The following is a 15,962-nucleotide window of genomic DNA, read 5'->3' as shown; positions in this document are numbered from 1 at the left end:
ACGGCCCAACCGACCATCCGTACCCGAGGAGCGGCACGATCAGCAGGAAACCACAGCCGGAGGGCGGCCAGGCACCGGTCGTACAGCGGATCCGGATCAGGTACGCCAAGCGTGGGCCGCTGCGGTTCACCTCACACCGGGACTTCGCCCGGGCCTTCGAGCGCGGGTTGCGCCGGGCCGGCGTCCCGGTGGCGTTCTCGCAGGGCTTCACCCCGCACCCGAAGATCTCCTACGCCAGCGCGGCCCCGACCGGAGTGGCCAGCGAGGCGGAGTACCTGGAGATCGGGCTCCAGCGGTCGGTGGATCCGGCCGAGTTGCGTACCGCCCTGGACGCGGTGCTCTCGCCCGGACTCGACGTACTCGACGCGGTGGTGGCCGCCGGCGGCAGCCTGGCCGACCGGATCGAGGCCTCCCGGTGGCGGATCGAACTGCCCGGTGTCGAGCCGGATGTCGCCCGCGCCGCCGTGTCGAATTTTCTGGCCGCCTCCGAGGTGCTCGTCGAGCGGATGACCAAGCAGGGACGGCGGGTTTTCGACACCCGGGCGGCCGTGACAGCCATCGATATGATCGAGAGGACCGAGGCACCTTCCGGGGTCGCGGGCGTACCGTGTGCGATACTCGAAGTGGTCGTGCGGCAGGTCACCCCGTCCGTACGACCCGATGACGTCCTTTCCGGCCTCCGCGTGGTGGCCGACCTGGAGCCGCCGGTGCCGCCGAGGGCGACCCGGCTGGCGCAGGGCACGCTGACCGCGCAGGGGGAGATCGTGGATCCGTTGGAGGCGGATCGCGACGGGATGGCCATCGGCGAACGCCAGCCGGAAGTCCGGCCGGCGGTCAGGTAGGCAGACTTCGGCGACCCGGTCACCTTGACGCGTCACCGGAAATACTTTGCGGCAACCCTGCGTGGCAGCGCTCACCCGCGCCCGGGGAAGCCAGAACTGGAGAACGTCCATGCTCGAGAACGAGCCAGAGGGCGGAGAACGGCCCGGCGCTGAGTCGGCCTTCGACGCCACCACCGCAAGCGGCAGCACCGAGAGCGCGAGCGCGCAGGGCGGCAGTGCCGAGAGCGCGAGCGCGCAGGGCGGCAGTGCCGAGAGCGCGAGCGCGCAGGGCGGCAGTGCGGAGATGCCCGCGCGGCGGCGCACCACGCGGCGCCGTACGTCCAGCACGTCGAGCGAGTCGGCGCCGACCGACGTACCGGCCGAGGCGCCCAGCACGGCCAGGACGACCAGCGCGGAAGCCGCCGACCCCGAGGTGCTCGCCCCGGTGGCCGCCGACATCGAACCCGCGCCGAAAGCGACCCGCCGGCGCCGCAAGGCCACCACGGCGGACAGACGGGACGATGCCGGACCTCCGGCCGGCGAGGCGGCTGCCGCCGGTGGGGCGGCTGACCCGGGCGCTCCCGCGGCCGGCCCCGACGACGCGGCGATCGAGCCCGTACCGCCGGTGAAGGTGACCCGTACCCGCCGGAAGAAGGCGGCAGCACCCCCCGTCGAGCCGGGTGAGGCCGCGGTCGAGCCGGCCGGGGCCGTCGGGAGTGACCCGTCGGCCAGCGAGGTCCCACTGGCCGGCTCCGATGTCGGCGCTCCGGCCGCACCTGAGCCGACCGGCGGTGCCGACCTGCCGGTGGCCGGTGGTCCGGTCGAGGCCGAGCCGGCGGCCGAGGAGGCGCCCCGCGGGCGGCGCCGCCGCGCCGCGCTCTCCGCGCCCACCGTGCTGTTCATGGCCCCGGAACCGGAGACTCCGCCGGCCCGGGCCGGCGCGGTCGAGACCGCTCCGCCGGCCCCGTCGACCGAGGTCGACGCCGAAGGCGAACCGGCCGAGGGCACCCGGCGGCGCCGCCGGGGCCGGCGCGGTGCCGAGCCGGCCGTGCTGGACTCCGAGGTCGAGGTCGAGGTCGTCGCCGACCAGGAGGGCCTGGACGTCACCGATACCGAAGCGGACGAGGACGAGGACGAGGAGACCGCGGCAGCCCGGCGTCGACGGCGGCGCGGCCGTCGGGGTCGGGGCCGGGGCAAAGGCACCGCTGACGACGCCGACGAGGGCGACGAGCCGGCGGCCGAAGCCGAGGCCGGCGTCGAGGCCGGGGCCGACGAGGACGAGGACGACGACGGCGAGGTCGGTGACGGGGTGACCCGGCGTCGCCGCCGGCGCCGCCGCAAGGGCGCCGGGGACACCGACGGTGCGGTCGACGACGGCGTACCCACGGTTGTCAAGATCCGCGAGCCGCGCAAGACCGTGGACGAGGTGCAGGGCGTCTCCGGCTCGACCCGGCTAGAGGCCAAGCGTCAGCGCCGCCGGGACGGCCGCGAGCAGCGGCGTACCCGGCCGCCGATCCTGAGCGAGTCGGAGTTCCTGGCCCGCCGGGAGGCGGTCGACCGGGTGATGGCGGTACGCCAGCGCGGCGACCGCACCCAGATCGCCGTACTGGAAGACGGGGTGCTCGTCGAGCACTACGTCACCCGGGCGTCGGCCGGCACCATGGCCGGCAACGTCTACCTGGGCAAGGTGCAGAACGTGCTGCCCAGCATGGAGGCGGCCTTCGTCGACGTCGGCCGGGGCCGCAACGCGGTGCTCTACGCCGGTGAGGTCAACTGGGACACCACCGGTCTGGAGGGGCGGGCCCGCTCGATCGAGCAGGCACTGCGCTCCGGCGACTCGGTGCTGGTGCAGGTCACCAAGGACCCGATCGGACACAAAGGCGCCCGGCTGACCAGCCACATCGCGCTCTCCGGGCGGCATCTGGTCTATGTGCCGCACGGCAACGCCTCGGGGATCAGTCGCAAGCTGCCGGACACCGAGCGAAAGCGGTTGCGCGACATCCTGAAGAAGCTGGTCCCGGACGGTGCCGGCGTGATCGTCCGGACCGCCGCCGAGGGAGCGAGCGAGGACGAGCTGGCCCGGGACGTGAAGCGGCTCCAGGCGCAGTGGGAGGACATCCAGGCCAAGGCGGCCGAGGGCGGCGCGCCGGTGCTGCTCTACGAGGAGCCCGACCTGGTGATCCGGGTGGTGCGGGACCTGTTCAACGAGGACTTCCGCGAGCTGATTGTGCAGGGCGACGAGGCGTACGAGATGGTCGAGTCGTACCTCTCGCACGTCTCGCCCGACCTGGTGCCCCGGCTGCGCCGGCACACCGGAACCGCGGACGTCTTCGCCGAGCGACGGATCGACGAGCAGATCCTCAAGGGGCTGGACCGGAAGGTCTTCCTGCCCTCCGGCGGTCACCTGGTGATCGACCGCACCGAGGCGATGACGGTGATCGACGTCAACACCGGCAAGTACACGGGTGCCGGAGGCAACCTGGAGGAGACGGTCACCCGGAACAACCTGGAGGCGGCCGAGGAGATCGTCCGGCAGCTCCGGCTCCGCGACCTGGGCGGCATCGTCGTGATCGACTTCATCGACATGGTGCTGGAGTCGAACCGGGAACTCGTACTGCGCCGGCTCACCGAGTGCCTCGGCCGAGACCGGACCAAGCACCAGGTGACCGAGATCACCTCGCTCGGTCTGGTCCAGATGACCCGAAAGCGGATCGGCGCGGGGCTGCTGGAGGCGTTCAGCGAGACCTGCGACTGCTGCAAGGGCCGTGGCCTGATCATCCACACCGAGCCGGTGCCGGAAAAGTCCCGCGCGGGTGCGGGGGACAAGGTCAAGGTGGTCGCCTCGGCCGCCGGTACCCCGGCAACGGCAACGGCCTCGCCGCCGGCCTCGGATGCGTCGGCCGCCGGTGGTCGGCGCAGGGGTCGCAAGGCGGCCGCACCGGAGCGGGTCGTCGTCGAGGTCTCGGAGTACGAGGACACCATGGGGTACGACCTGTCCCGCTACGAGATGGAGGGCAGCGGGTCCGCCGAGGTCGCCGAGGCGGCCCCGGCCGAGTCGATGCGGCTGGCCGGTGCCGGCGACCCAGACGCCATCGAGGAGACCGGGGACCTGGACGGGGAGGCCGACGGTGCGGAGGTCGGCGGCGGTCGTCGCCGGGCCCGCCGCGGCGGTACCCGTCGCCGCACCCGGCCCTGAGCCCGTCGCCGCACCCGGTCCTGAGCGCGCGCACCCGGTCCTGAGCGCGTCGCCGCAGCCGGCCCTGGCCGGAGGACGGGTTTGTTCCGTCGGTGCCGGAGGTGGTTACGCTGGTCACTCCCTCGCGATCCTCGACCGGTCGTCGGCCACCGCCGGCACCGCCTCGCGGGGGACCAGCCGCACCCCGGAGGAGAAGACGATGCGACGCCTGCTGGTGACCGCCGCTATCGCCGCCGCGCTGTTCGCGGCGGCCGGCTGCTCGGGTGAGCGGGACGGTGCCGCCGCACCCGGACCGGCGGGCGTCCCGCCGGCCGGCGCCCCGTCGTCGGGTGCCGCGACGCCGGGAACCAGCCCGGGCGCTCCGGCCGGGTCACCGGCCGTGGACACCAGGCCGGCAGGGGGTAACGGCAAGGAGGTCTGCGCGGCCGCCACCGAGGCCGCCACCTCGTCCGTGCAGACCTTCGTCTCCGAGCTGGGCAAGTCGCTCCAGGCGGCGGGTGCCGGTGACACCGACGGTGCGCAGGCGGCGCAGCGCAAGGCGGAGGCGGCGTTGCGGACCTGGGGCAACGCGATGCGGGAGCAGTCCGCCCGAGCCACCGACGACCGGCTCAAGAAGGTACTGGCCGAGATCGGGACCGAGGTCGGGACGATGAAGGCCAGCGTCGAGTCGGTCGACGAGAACAAGCTCCAGGAGCTGCAGCAGCGGCTGGACGCCCTCTGCGCGAGCTGACCGGTCCAGCCCGGCCGGGTGCGGACATGGACCCGGCCGGGTGCGGACGTGGGCTGGCCGGGTGCGGACGTGGGCTGGCCGGGTGCGGACGTGGGGACGGTGGGTCTGGGTACCGGCGCGTCGACCGGTACCGGGGAGCGGGCCCGGTTTGGGCCAGCGGCCCGTCATGGCGTACGCTGGCCTGCGGCGCTGATTACGCGCCACGTTCTCGCGTGCCCGCCCCGCACCCTGTGCGGTCGAGCTGGCCGTCGCGAACACCACCCGCAGCCTCAACGACAGGGAGTCCGCGTCCGATGTACGCGATCGTCAAGACCGGCGGCAAGCAGTACAAGGTCGCCGAGGGCGACGTGATCGAGGTCGAGAAGCTGGTTGGCCAGCCTGGCGACGCGGTCAAGCTCGCCGCCGTCCTCCTCGTCGACGGGGACAACCTGGTGACCGATGCCGCGCAGCTGGCCAAGGTCGCGGTGTCCGGCGAGATCGCCGCGCACACGAAGGGTCCGAAGATCCGGATCCACAAGTTCAAGAACAAGACCGGCTACCACAAGCGCATGGGTCACCGCCAGCCGCTGACCCAGGTCAAGGTGACCGGCATCACCAACGGCAAGTAAGCCCCGGCGGAAAGACAGGTCGTCCTCAGATGGCTCACAAAAAGGGTGCGTCCAGCTCGCGGAACGGTCGCGACTCCGCGGCACAGCGACTCGGCGTCAAGCGGTTCGGTGGGCAGGTCGTCAGCGCCGGTGAGATCCTGATCCGGCAGCGGGGCACCAAGTTCCACCCCGGTGACCTGGTCGGTCGCGGTAGCGACGACACGCTGTTCGCGCTGGCCGCTGGTGCGGTTCAGTTCGGCACGAAGCGTGGCCGCAAGGTCGTCAGCATCGTGCCGTCCGAACGGTAACGTCAGTTTTCCGGCGGAGCGGGCCGCGGACCTGGTGTCCGGGCCCGCTCCGCCGTTTCTCGGACACAATTCGACAGCGTTTCTCGGGCACAGTTCGACAGCCCGGCAGACCGGCCGGGCGTACCACCTGTGCCGTATCCGGCGTCGGCGGGCGGCGCTGATGAAAGGATTGGCAGCGTGACCACGTTCGTTGACCGGGTCGTACTGCACCTGCAGGCCGGTGACGGCGGGCACGGCTGCGTCTCGATCCATCGGGAGAAGTTCAAGCCGTTCGGTGGCCCGGACGGCGGCAACGGCGGACACGGCGGCAGCGTCTCCCTGGTGGTCGACCCCCAGGTGCACACCCTGCTCGACTTTCACTTCCGGCCACACGTCAAGGCCGAGAACGGCAAGGGCGGCGCGGGCTCCAACCGGGACGGCGCCAACGGGCGGGACCTGGTGCTCAAGGTCCCGGACGGGACGGTCGTGCACGCCATGGACGGTACGGTGCTGGCCGACCTGGTAGGTGCCGGCACCACCTTCCAGGTGGCCCGGGGCGGTCGGGGCGGTCGGGGCAACGCCTCGCTGGCCAACGCCCGGCGCAAGGCGCCCGGCTTCGCCGAGCTGGGCGAGCCGGGGGACCGGCTCGACGTCGTACTCGAACTCAAGAGCGTCGCCGACGTCGGGCTGGTGGGCTTCCCGTCTGCCGGCAAGTCCTCACTGATCTCGGTGCTGTCGGCGGCGAAGCCGAAGATCGCGGACTATCCGTTCACCACGCTGGTGCCGAACCTCGGCGTGGTCTGGATCGACGAGCACACCTTCACCGTCGCCGACGTGCCGGGCCTGATCCCCGGCGCGGCCACCGGCAAGGGGCTGGGGCTGGAGTTCCTGCGGCACATCGAGCGCTGCGCAGTGCTGGTGCACGTGGTGGACGCGGCCACCCTGGAGCCGGGCCGCGACCCGCTGGCCGACATCGACGCCATCGAGGCCGAACTCTCCGAGTACGGCGGGTTGGCCGACCGGCCCCGGCTGGTCGTACTCAACAAGATCGACGTACCGGACGGGCGAGATCTCGCCGAGATCGTCCGGCCCGACATCGAGGCACGCGGCCTGCGGGTCTTCGAGGTCTCGGCGGTGACCCGGGAAGGGCTGCGCGAGCTGACCTTCGCGCTGGCGGAGCTGGTCGAGCAGTCCCGGGCGGCCGCGCCCGATCTGGAGCCGACCCGGATCGTGATCCGGCCGGTCGCGATCGACGACGCCGGCTTCACGGTCGAGTCGGCGCCGGACGGCGCGTACGTGGTGCGCGGGCAGCGGCCGGAGCGCTGGGTCAAGCAGACCAACTTCGACAACGACGAGGCGGTCGGCTATCTGGCGGACCGGCTGGCGCGGCTGGGTGTCGAGGATCAGCTCGCCAAGGCCGGTGCCGAGCCGGGCAGCCTGGTCCGGATCGGCGAGCGGGAGTTCGACTGGCAGCCGACGCTGTACGCCGGGGCGGAGTACGTGCCGAGCGCACGGGGCACCGACAGCCGGCTGGCCGAGAAGGTGACCCGGCCGACCGCGGCCGAGCGGCTCGCCGCCCGCAAGGCCCGTCGGCAGCGACAGCCGGAGGAGGCGGCCGACGGGTCGACGCCGGACGGCCCCGTGGACCCGCCCCACGCCGGTCCGCCGGAGGACGCGGACTGATACGCCGGAGCACGCGATGCGCCGGTGCACGCGGTAGTGCATCCCGTGGGGGCGCGGGATCGCTGCGGGTGAGGGTGGGTGGGATTGCTTCGCCACCGTGGCGTAGCGGGGCCACCTGCCCGAAACCTCGCTGAAATGCCTGGTGGCTAGCGTCGGCGGTGTGCTGATCGAGTCGCGTGCGTCGTCGGATCCCGAGCTGGCTGCCCTGCTGACGGCCCAGCAACGTGAGCTTCGCCAGGCCGACGGCGGCCTGGACGGACAGGTGTTCATGCCGCACGACGACGCGCGGTACCTGGTGGGCGTGATCGCCGGCCGGGCGGTCGCCTGCGGTGCGATCCAGGCGCTGGACCGGGAGACGGCCGAGGTCAAGCGGATGTACGTCCGCCCGGCCCACCGGGGCCAGGGCCTGGCCCGGCAGTTGCTCGGCGCGCTGGAGGAACTCGCCCTGCGTGCCGGGCACACCGTGCTCCGGCTGGAGACCGGCACTTACCTGCCCGGTGCGATCCGGTTCTACCTCTCGTCGGGCTACACCGAGATCCCGACCTACGGCGAGTACGTCGACAACCCCTACAGCGTCTGCTTCCAGAAACGCCTACCGGCAGCGGATCCGCTACTTCCGGGAAAGAGTGGCTACTCGGACGGACCGAGGCCACTCGTTCCCCGAAAGAGCGCGATCTTCAATGACTGAGCAGGCCGATCGCACGTTTTGCCCGGTGGAGGGTGTCGGCGGCGTGGTCCTGGGCACGTTCGGCGCCGTCCGCGAGGATCCGCCGGACGTAGCCCGGATCGCGGGCCAGTTCCGTGTGGCGGAGCCGGATCGGCCGGAGCATCGCCTCGACCGCTTCGGCGACCGCGTTCTTCAACTGCGCGTACGACCCGTAGTCGGCGGCCAGAGCCGCGGGTGAGCCGCCGAGGCAGGAGGCCAGGATCTCCAGCAGGTTCGCCACGCCGGGACGGCGTTGCGGGTCGTACCCGACGGTCCGGCCCGGATCGGTCACCGCGCGGAGCACCTTGCGGCGGATCACCTCGGGCGGATCGAGTAGGAGGATCGTCCCCGCCCCACTGGCGTTGGTCTTACCCATCTTCGCGGTCGGATCGGCCAGGTCCATCACCCGGGACGACACCGCCGGATGGACCGCCCGGGGGACGGTGAAGGTGTCGCCGTACCGGGCGTTGAACCGGGTCGCCACGGTGCGGGTGAGTTCGAGATGCTGGCTCTGGTCGTCGCCGACCGGCACCTCGTGTACGTCGTGCAGCAGGATGTCGGCGGCCATCAGCACCGGATAGCTGAGCAGGCTCAGCCGAACCTGCCCGTGCCGTGCCGCCTTTTCCCGAAACTGGATCATCCGGTGCGCCTCGCCGTAGCCGGTGGCGCACTCGAGCAGGTAGTGAAGTTCGGTGTGCTGTGGGACCTGAGACTGCACATAGAGCAGCGCCCGGTCCGGGTCCAGGCCGGCGGCGAGCAGCACGGTAGCCTGCTCCAGGGTGAGCGCCCGGATCTGCGCCGGCTGGTGGGTGACGGTGAGCGCGTGCAGATCGGCGAGGAAGACGATCGTCTCCGCCCGGTACTGGCCGGCGACGACCGGCCGGATCGCACCGATCAGGTTGCCCAGGTGCAGGTGGCCGGTTGGTTTGAGGCCGGTGATCCGGCGTACCGCCGGGGTGTTCGGGGCGAGCGCGGTGGCTGCCGGAAGTGGTGCGGTCGGGGCCATTAGGGTGCTCCTTACCGGTTTGGGGCGTCGCCCCCCGGTGAGCACATGCGAAACGGCCGCCCGGAGGGCGGCCGATGAGCTGTGTTTCGGGTACGCGGATGCGTGGGCCGCCCGTCAGGGCAGCCACCAACCGTTCGATGCCATCCGCACGCGTCCACGGTAGCAGGCCCGCCCGTCCGGCGGACCCGCCTAGACGGTGCCCGAGCCGCCCGATGAACCGGCGGTGTGGTGATCCGGCGGTGTGGTCGGCGGGTGTGGTGACCGGGCGATGGCGACGGCAGGAGCCGTTCCATCGCCCGGTCACCGAGAGCTGGCCGGTTGGCTGGTCAGCTGGTCCGCCGGGCGGCCGGTCAGCCGGTCAGCCGGTCGGCACGACGCCGACGTTGAGTTCGGCCACCGAGGTCCAGCGGTTGCCGTCGACCTCACCGAGGGCCTGGAGCCGGATGTACCGGCCGCTGGTCGGCGGGATCGTCACCGTCTGTTCCGCCGCACTGTCCGGGAACGTGCCGGCGGCCACCGCCGTGCCCCAACTGCTCCGGCTGTTCGAGACGTACACCTCGTAGCCGGTGATCCGGCCGCCGGTGTTGGAGCCCTGCCGGGGCAGGTAGTAGAGCCGGTTGACCGTACGGGCGCTGCCCAGGTCGAGGTCGATCCAGTGCGGGTGCGACGAATTGGACAGTAGCCGCCGAGTGTGCCAGATCGACGACGTGTTGCCGTCCCGCACATTGGTCGCCCGGCCATTGACCAGTAGTGTCTCCTGGCTGTCCGCACCGGCCACCGACCAGGCTGACTGGGGCAGCCGAACGCTGCCGGACTGCGGTTGGTAGGTAGCGATGTAGCTGGTAGGGCTGGTCGGGGCGGTGATCACGTGGGTCTGGGACCCGCCGTCGGACCAGGAGCCGAAGACGTACGGTACGCCGCCGAGGGTCTGCGGGGTGACCGCGCTGACGGTGTTGCTCGACCCCTGGATGACGGTACGGGTGAACGGCGTCGCCTGCGCGGTCGCGCCGAACACCAGTTGCAGGCCCGACGGGCTGGAGTCGACGGTCAGGTCGACGGTCTTCGGGTCGAGTCGCACGCTGGTGCTGTGCGACAACCCGCCGCTGTCCGTGGCGGTCAGCACCAGCTCCAGATAGGACGGATACTCGTGGTCCGGTCCGAGCATGCTGCCGCTGGTGCCGGTGAAGTCCTGCAACGTGTGGATGTGGCAGTTGTCCAGCGTGTAGCAGTGGTGCAGCAGCATCCGCCAGTGCAGCGCGCTCGCCGGCAGGGTGCCCTGGTCGGGGTCGGTCGCGTGCCCGGTGAAGCTGATCGGGTCGTTGACCGCCCAGGTGAAGTCGCTGCCCGGGGTGTCGATCACCGCGGTCGGCATGCTGTTGCCGGTCTGGATCGGCACCGTCTGAGTGCCGGAGGCGTCCAGCGTGTCGTAGACGGTGAGCCGGGCGGTGTACGGGCCGCCGGCCGGGTAGGTGTACGAGGCCGTCGCCGTGGTGGCGTCAACGGTGCCGTCGTCGGTGAAGTCCCACTCGTAGCGCAGCCGGCCCGCGTCGGCCGGGTCGGCGTCCGTGGAGCCGGTGCCGTCGAAGGTGACCGTCAACGGTGCCGTCCCGGAGGTGGGGGAGGCGGCGATCGACGCGACCGGCGGCTGGTTGCCGGGGAAGTAGCGGATCCGGCGTACCGAACCGGCGTGGTCGACGTAGTAGAGGTCGCCGCCCGGCCCGATGGCCAGGTCTACCGGGTTCGCCGCGGCGCTGCCGAAGGTACGTCGGTCGGACGCCACCGGCAGCCCACCGGGCGCGGCGGGCAGCATCGCCCAGATACAGTCCCGGGAGTAGTCGGAGAAGAAGAGCGCGCCCGCGTACTCGGCCGGGTAGCTGCCGCCGGCGGCCGGGTAGAAGGCGGCACCGGAGATCGAGGAGCTGCCGGTCGGGCAGGCTTCCCCGGCCACCACCCTTGCCGCGTGGTCGTACGTGTAGAACGGCGCCGTCTGCCCGGCACCGCTGTAGAGGCTCTCGCACAGGTCGAGGTTGGCGCTGTCGTAGCCGCTCTGCCGTCCGGCGCCCTCGTAGCAGGGCCAGCCGAAGTTGGTCACCCCGGCGGTGGGGTCGACCACCCGGTTGACCTCCTCCCAGCGGGTCCAGCCCACGTCACCGGCCCACACCTCGTTGGTACCGGGCCGGATGGTGAACCGGAACGGGTTGCGCAGGCCCTGCGCGACGATCCGCCGGGTGTTCGGGTCGGGGCTGGCCGCCGACGGGTTGCCGGGGGCGGCGGCACCGGTCAGCGGGTCGAGTCGCAGCACCGTACCGTCCAGGCTGGTCGGGTCGGCGGTGGTCCGGGAGTCCTGGGCGCGCAGCGCGCCGCCCTCGGCGGTCGGCGGGGTCATCGTGCCACCGGGCGGGTCGGCACAGGGGTTTGGCGGGTTGCCGAGCTGGCCGTAGTCGACCAGGTCGTAGCTGGCCCCGTCCCCGGCGGTGGCGTACAGCATCCCGTCGGCACCGAACCGCAGGTCACCGGTGGCGTGGCTGGCGTACTGCTGACACCAGTCCTCGATGAACACCTGCTCGGTGCCGGTCATCGTGTTGCCGGCGGCGGTCAGCCGGGAGAGCCGGCCGGTGACGATGCACCGCCCGCCGTTGGTACCGCCGACCGAGGCGCAGTTGTCGTTCCAGTACGGCGCGGTCTGCCCCGGTGGCGCGTCGTACGCGTAGAGCACGTAGACGTACGGCTGGGTGGGGAAGTCCGGGTGCAGGGCCAACCCGAGCAGCCCCCGGTCGTGTTGGTTGTGCACATTCGCCGACAGGTCGGCGAAGACGGTCGCGGTGGTGTCGGCGAGGTCGTCGTACACCTTGATCCGGCCGCCCTTCTCGGCGACGAAGATCCGCCCGTCCGGGGCGAACTCGATGTTGGTCGGTTGGTTCAGGCCGGTGAGGACGACCTGTTCCTGGAAGCCGGTCGGCAGCACCACCGCGGCGGCGGGTGCCGTACCCGAGATCGGCGCGGCCAGCGCGGCGACCAGTGCGACCACGACTCCTGTCCGCAGCAGACGGGTGACCGGGGACGGTCGTGCGGAAGATGGCATTCGTTTCCCCCAACTTGGCGCAGCTCCAAGCAGTGCGTGCACGGTGCGACCTTCGCGGTCCCGAACCGGGTGCACAAAGGACCTGTCACGCTAGGGGGAGGGGCGGAGGCCGGCAGCCCGGCCACGCCCGGAGTGAGCATCTCGTGACTACGGGCTAACCGTACGTCGCCTGATGTTTGGGGTGATGCCGCCCGATCACGACGCGCCGCCTCGGCGGATCATCGGAGAGGACCCGGCCGGTCAGGCGAGGCGGTTCCGCCCGGCCGGCCCACCTCGGTTCGGCCGGCCGGAGAACTCCCTAGTCGAGGTCGAACTCGCCGTCCTGGGCGCCGGCCACGAAGGCGTCCCACTCGGCCTGGGTGAAGACCAGCACCGGACCGTCCGGTTCGGCGGAGTTGCGCATGCCGATCAGATCGTCGACGAACGCGATCTCGACCGCGCCCTCCGAGTCGTCGCCCTCGGCGCGTTGCCACACGGCGCGCGACAGGTCGAAATCGCCCTTGGGGTGCTGCGCCATCAGTCGGTTCCTCCATCGGTGAATCTGCCCGGGACCGGGCCGTCCAACGGGCCCATCGTGCAGGATAAGCGGATGCCGAGCCTCACCCGGGTAGCGGCGGCGGAACGCGCCGCCCTGCTCACCGTCGAGTCGTATGACATCGCGCTGGATCTCACCGGAGGAACGGAGCGGTTCCGGTCGACGACCACGCTCCGGTTCCGCTCCAGCACGCCGGGGGCGGCGACGTTCGTCGAGGTCAGGCCGGCCCGACTGCTCGGAGTACGACTCAACGGCGTCGAACTGGACCCGGCCGCGCTGGACGACAACCGGTTTCCGCTGACCGGGCTGGCCGCCGAGAACACGCTGGCGGTCGAGGCGGAGATGGCGTACTCGAACAGCGGGGAGGGACTGCACCGGTTCGTCGACCCGGTCGACGGCGAGACCTACCTCTACGCGATGTCGGGGGTGGACAACGCCCAGCGGATCTTCCCCTGCTTCGACCAGCCGGACCTGAAGGCGCCGGTGACCCTGACGGTCCTCGCGCCGCCGAACTGGACCGTGGCCGGGAACGGGCGGCTCGCCAGCGAGCCGGTCGCCGGACGATCGGTGTTCGCCCCGACCCCGCCACTGGCCAGCTACTTCGTGACGCTGGTCGCCGGCCCGTACGAGGTGCGCCGGGCCGAGCACGACGGCATCCCGCTGGCCCTCTACTGCCGGCGATCGCTGGCCGAGCACCTCGACCGGGACGCCGAGGAGATCCTCACCGTCACCCGGCAGTGCCTGGACCGGCTGCACCGACTCTTCGGGGTGCGCTACCCGTTCGACAAGTACGACCAGGCGTTCGTGCCGGAGTTCAACATGGGTGCGATGGAGAATCCGGGCCTGGTCACCCTCCGGGACGAGTTCCTCCCCCGCTCGGCGGTGACCGAGGCCGAGCGGGAGCACCGGGCGAATGTCATCGCGCACGAGATGTCGCACATGTGGTTCGGCGACCTGGTCACCCTGCGCTGGTGGGATGACCTGTGGCTGAACGAGTCGTTCGCCGAGTACTTCGGCACCCGGCTGACCGCCGAGGCGACCCGGTTCGACGGGGCGTGGACCACCTTCGCGCTGCGCCGCAAGGCCTGGGGGTACGCCGCCGACCAGCGTCCCTCCAGCCATCCGGTCGCGCCGACCGAGGTACTCGACGCCAGCGAGGCGCTCTCCAACCTCGACGGCATCTCGTACGCCAAGGGTGCCGCGGTCATCCGCCAGCTGGTCGCCTGGCTCGGCGACGACGCCTTCCTGGCCGGGCTGCGGGAGTACTTCGTCGCGCACCGGTTCGGCAACGCCACCCTCGTCGACCTGCTCGCGGCACTCGCCGCCAGCAGCGGTCGCGACCTGACCGGCTGGGCGGCGGTGTGGCTGCGCCAGCCGCAGCTCAACACCCTCCGTGCCGAGGTGCGGCTGGGCGAGGACGGGCACTACGCGGAGGTCGCCCTGGTGCAGAGTGCCCCGCCGGATCATCCGGTGCTGCGCCCGCACCGGATAGGCGTCGGGCTCTACGATTCCGATCCGGCCGGCGGGGGGAGCGGGCTGCGGTTGCGGGACCGGATCGAGGTGGACCTCGACCCGGCGATGGACCACGGTCGTACGGTGCTCGGCGGGCTGACCGGCCAGCCGGCGGCCCGGCTGCTGCTGCCCAACGACGGCGACCTGACCTTCGCCAAGGTACGCCTGGACGCCGGTTCGGCCGCCGCCGTGCCGGCGGCCCTGCCCGAACTGGCTGATCCGCTGGCCCGGGCACTGCTCTGGGCGGAGATGCTGGACGCGGTGACCGACGCGGAACGGCCGGTGGCCGAGCTGGTGGCGTTGGTGGTGGCGGCCCTGCCGACCGAGACCGAGGTGGTCGTGGTGCAGGACGTGCTGGGTCGGACCCGCGACCTGCTCGACCGCCACCTGGAGCCGGAGGTCCGGCCGGCCGCGCTGGAGCAGCTCGCCGGGGCCTGTGTCCGGCTGCTCGCGGTGGCGCCACCCGGCGGCTCGGGCCAGCTCGCCGCGGCGCGCGGGTGGATCTCCTCGACCGGCGACGCGGCCCGGCTGACCGGCTGGCTGGCGGGCAAGGAGGTTCCCGACGGGCTTACGGTCGACGCCGAGCTGCGCTGGGCGGTACTGCGCCGGCTGGTCGTGCTCGGCGTGGCGGGTGAGCCGGAAATCGCCGCCGAGCAGGCCGAGGACGCCAGCGCCAGCGGAGCGGAGTGGGCCGCGACCTGTCGGGCGGCCCTGCCGGAGCCAGCGGCCAAGGAGCACGCCTGGCGGTTGATCGTCGGGGAGACGAGCCTGTCGAACCGGCTGTTGGAGGCGACCGCCCGCGGATTCTGGCAGCCGGAGCAGGGGGAGCTGACGAGCTCCTATGTGGAGCGGTACTTTGCCGAGATGCCGGCGGCGGCGCGGCGCCGTACCCCCTGGGTGGCCGACCGGGTCGCCGGGCTGGCCTATCCGCGGTACGCCGTCTCGGCGCGGACCCGGGAACTGGCGGCGGCGCTGCTGCACCGGGACGACCTGCCGCCCGGCCTGCGCCGAGTGGTGGTCGACGAGGACGACGACCTGCACCGGGCGCTCGCCGCGCGGCGGTGAGCCGCCCACGGTTTCGTCTGCCGCCCACGGTTTCGTCTGCCGCCCACGGTTTCGTCTGCCGGGCGATCGGCCGGAAAGTGCGATCTGGCTCATGATCGCCGGAACGGGCGGCGGGTCCGGCTTACGATCAAGCCGTGGAGGCAGACATCCGGCGGATAGGGATCATGGGGGGCACCTTCGACCCGATCCACCACGGGCACCTCGTCGCGGCGAGCGAGGTGGCCGACCGGTTCGAGTTGGACGAGGTTGTCTTCGTGCCCACGGGGCAGCCGTGGCAGAAGGCGGACGAGCCGGTCAGTTCGGCCGAGGACCGCTACCTGATGACGGTGATCGCGACGGCCTCGAATCCGCGATTCCAGGTGAGCCGGGCCGACATCGACCGGGGTGGTCCGACCTACACCGTCGACACCCTTCGTGACCTGCACGCGGAGTGCGGCCCGAAGGTGCAGCTCTTCTTCATCACCGGTGCCGACGCGCTGGAGAAGATCCTCTCCTGGAAGGATCTCGACCAGATGTTCGAATTGGCCCATTTCATCGGGGTGACCCGGCCCGGGTTCGTCCTCTCCGACGCGCACCTGCCGGCCGACACCGTCAGCCTGGTCGAGGTGCCCGCGATGGCGATTTCCTCCACCGACTGCCGTGCCAGGGTGGCTGCCGGTGGGCCGCTCTGGTACCTCGTCCCCGACGGTGTGGTGCAGTACATCGCCAAACGAGGGCTCTATCTCGGGTGATTTCGCCGGGTTTCATGCTCA

The 15,962-nt window shown here is 71.8% G+C and carries 11 protein-coding genes and 1 pseudogene; 9 read left to right on the top strand and 3 right to left on the bottom strand.

The window, feature by feature from the left end; genetic code table 11:
- Positions 1 to 95: 95 nt before the first annotated feature.
- The 7 genes and pseudogenes from EV371_RS05400 to EV371_RS05370 all read left to right on the top strand — a co-directional run.
- Positions 96 to 842 (top strand): TIGR03936 family radical SAM-associated protein, encoded by a 747-nt coding sequence (locus tag EV371_RS05400; RefSeq protein WP_130465678.1) that lies wholly within the window; start codon positions 96 to 98, stop codon positions 840 to 842.
- 109 nt (positions 843 to 951) lie between these two features.
- A complete protein-coding gene (locus EV371_RS05395; RefSeq protein WP_130461078.1) occupies positions 952 to 4,017 on the top strand; it encodes an Rne/Rng family ribonuclease in 3,066 nt (1,021 codons plus the stop codon).
- Between the two features lie 199 nt (positions 4,018 to 4,216).
- Positions 4,217 to 4,747 carry a hypothetical protein gene (locus tag EV371_RS05390; RefSeq protein ID WP_130461077.1) on the top strand — a complete coding sequence of 177 codons (531 nt, stop codon included), beginning with the start codon at positions 4,217 to 4,219 and terminating at the stop codon, positions 4,745 to 4,747.
- Positions 4,748 to 5,040: 293 nt separating this feature from the next.
- Entirely contained in the window at positions 5,041 to 5,355 is a 315-nt protein-coding gene (gene rplU, locus EV371_RS05385) for a 50S ribosomal protein L21 (protein ID WP_130461076.1), read from the top strand.
- Between the two features lie 29 nt (positions 5,356 to 5,384).
- Positions 5,385 to 5,642, top strand: coding sequence for a 50S ribosomal protein L27 (rpmA, locus tag EV371_RS05380; RefSeq protein ID WP_130461075.1), 258 nt, complete (start codon positions 5,385 to 5,387; stop codon positions 5,640 to 5,642).
- Positions 5,643 to 5,819: 177 nt separating this feature from the next.
- Positions 5,820 to 7,304, top strand: a complete 1,485-nt coding sequence (gene obgE, locus EV371_RS05375; protein ID WP_130461074.1) for a GTPase ObgE — start codon at positions 5,820 to 5,822, stop codon at positions 7,302 to 7,304.
- A 160-nt stretch (positions 7,305 to 7,464) separates the two neighbouring features.
- A pseudogene (locus tag EV371_RS05370) lies at positions 7,465 to 7,908 on the top strand (GNAT family N-acetyltransferase); the annotation flags it as partial.
- Between the two features lie 73 nt (positions 7,909 to 7,981).
- On the opposite strand, the gene trpS reads toward EV371_RS05370, so the two are convergent.
- From trpS to EV371_RS05355, 3 genes are all read right to left on the bottom strand, one after another.
- Entirely contained in the window at positions 7,982 to 9,016 is a 1,035-nt protein-coding gene (gene trpS / locus EV371_RS05365; RefSeq protein WP_130461072.1) for a tryptophan--tRNA ligase, read from the bottom strand.
- Between the two features lie 358 nt (positions 9,017 to 9,374).
- Positions 9,375 to 12,044, bottom strand: coding sequence for a PQQ-dependent sugar dehydrogenase (locus tag EV371_RS05360; RefSeq protein WP_486484488.1), 2,670 nt, complete (start codon positions 12,042 to 12,044; stop codon positions 9,375 to 9,377).
- 352 nt (positions 12,045 to 12,396) lie between these two features.
- A complete protein-coding gene (locus tag EV371_RS05355; protein WP_101371446.1) occupies positions 12,397 to 12,615 on the bottom strand; it encodes a DUF397 domain-containing protein in 219 nt (72 codons plus the stop codon).
- 72 nt (positions 12,616 to 12,687) lie between these two features.
- Here EV371_RS05355 and pepN point away from each other — a divergent pair, with 72 nt between their 5' ends.
- Complete coding sequence (gene pepN / locus EV371_RS05350; RefSeq protein ID WP_130461070.1) at positions 12,688 to 15,210, top strand: aminopeptidase N; 2,523 nt, start codon at positions 12,688 to 12,690, stop codon at positions 15,208 to 15,210.
- Between the two features lie 134 nt (positions 15,211 to 15,344).
- Positions 15,345 to 15,941 (top strand): nicotinate-nucleotide adenylyltransferase, encoded by a 597-nt coding sequence (gene nadD, locus EV371_RS05345; protein ID WP_130461069.1) that lies wholly within the window; start codon positions 15,345 to 15,347, stop codon positions 15,939 to 15,941.
- Positions 15,942 to 15,962 lie beyond the last annotated feature (21 nt).

Source organism: Plantactinospora sp. CNZ321 (assembly GCF_004217235.1).
The sequence above is the reverse complement of the archived record's forward strand: the minus strand, read 5'-3'. Positions and strand labels throughout refer to the sequence as shown.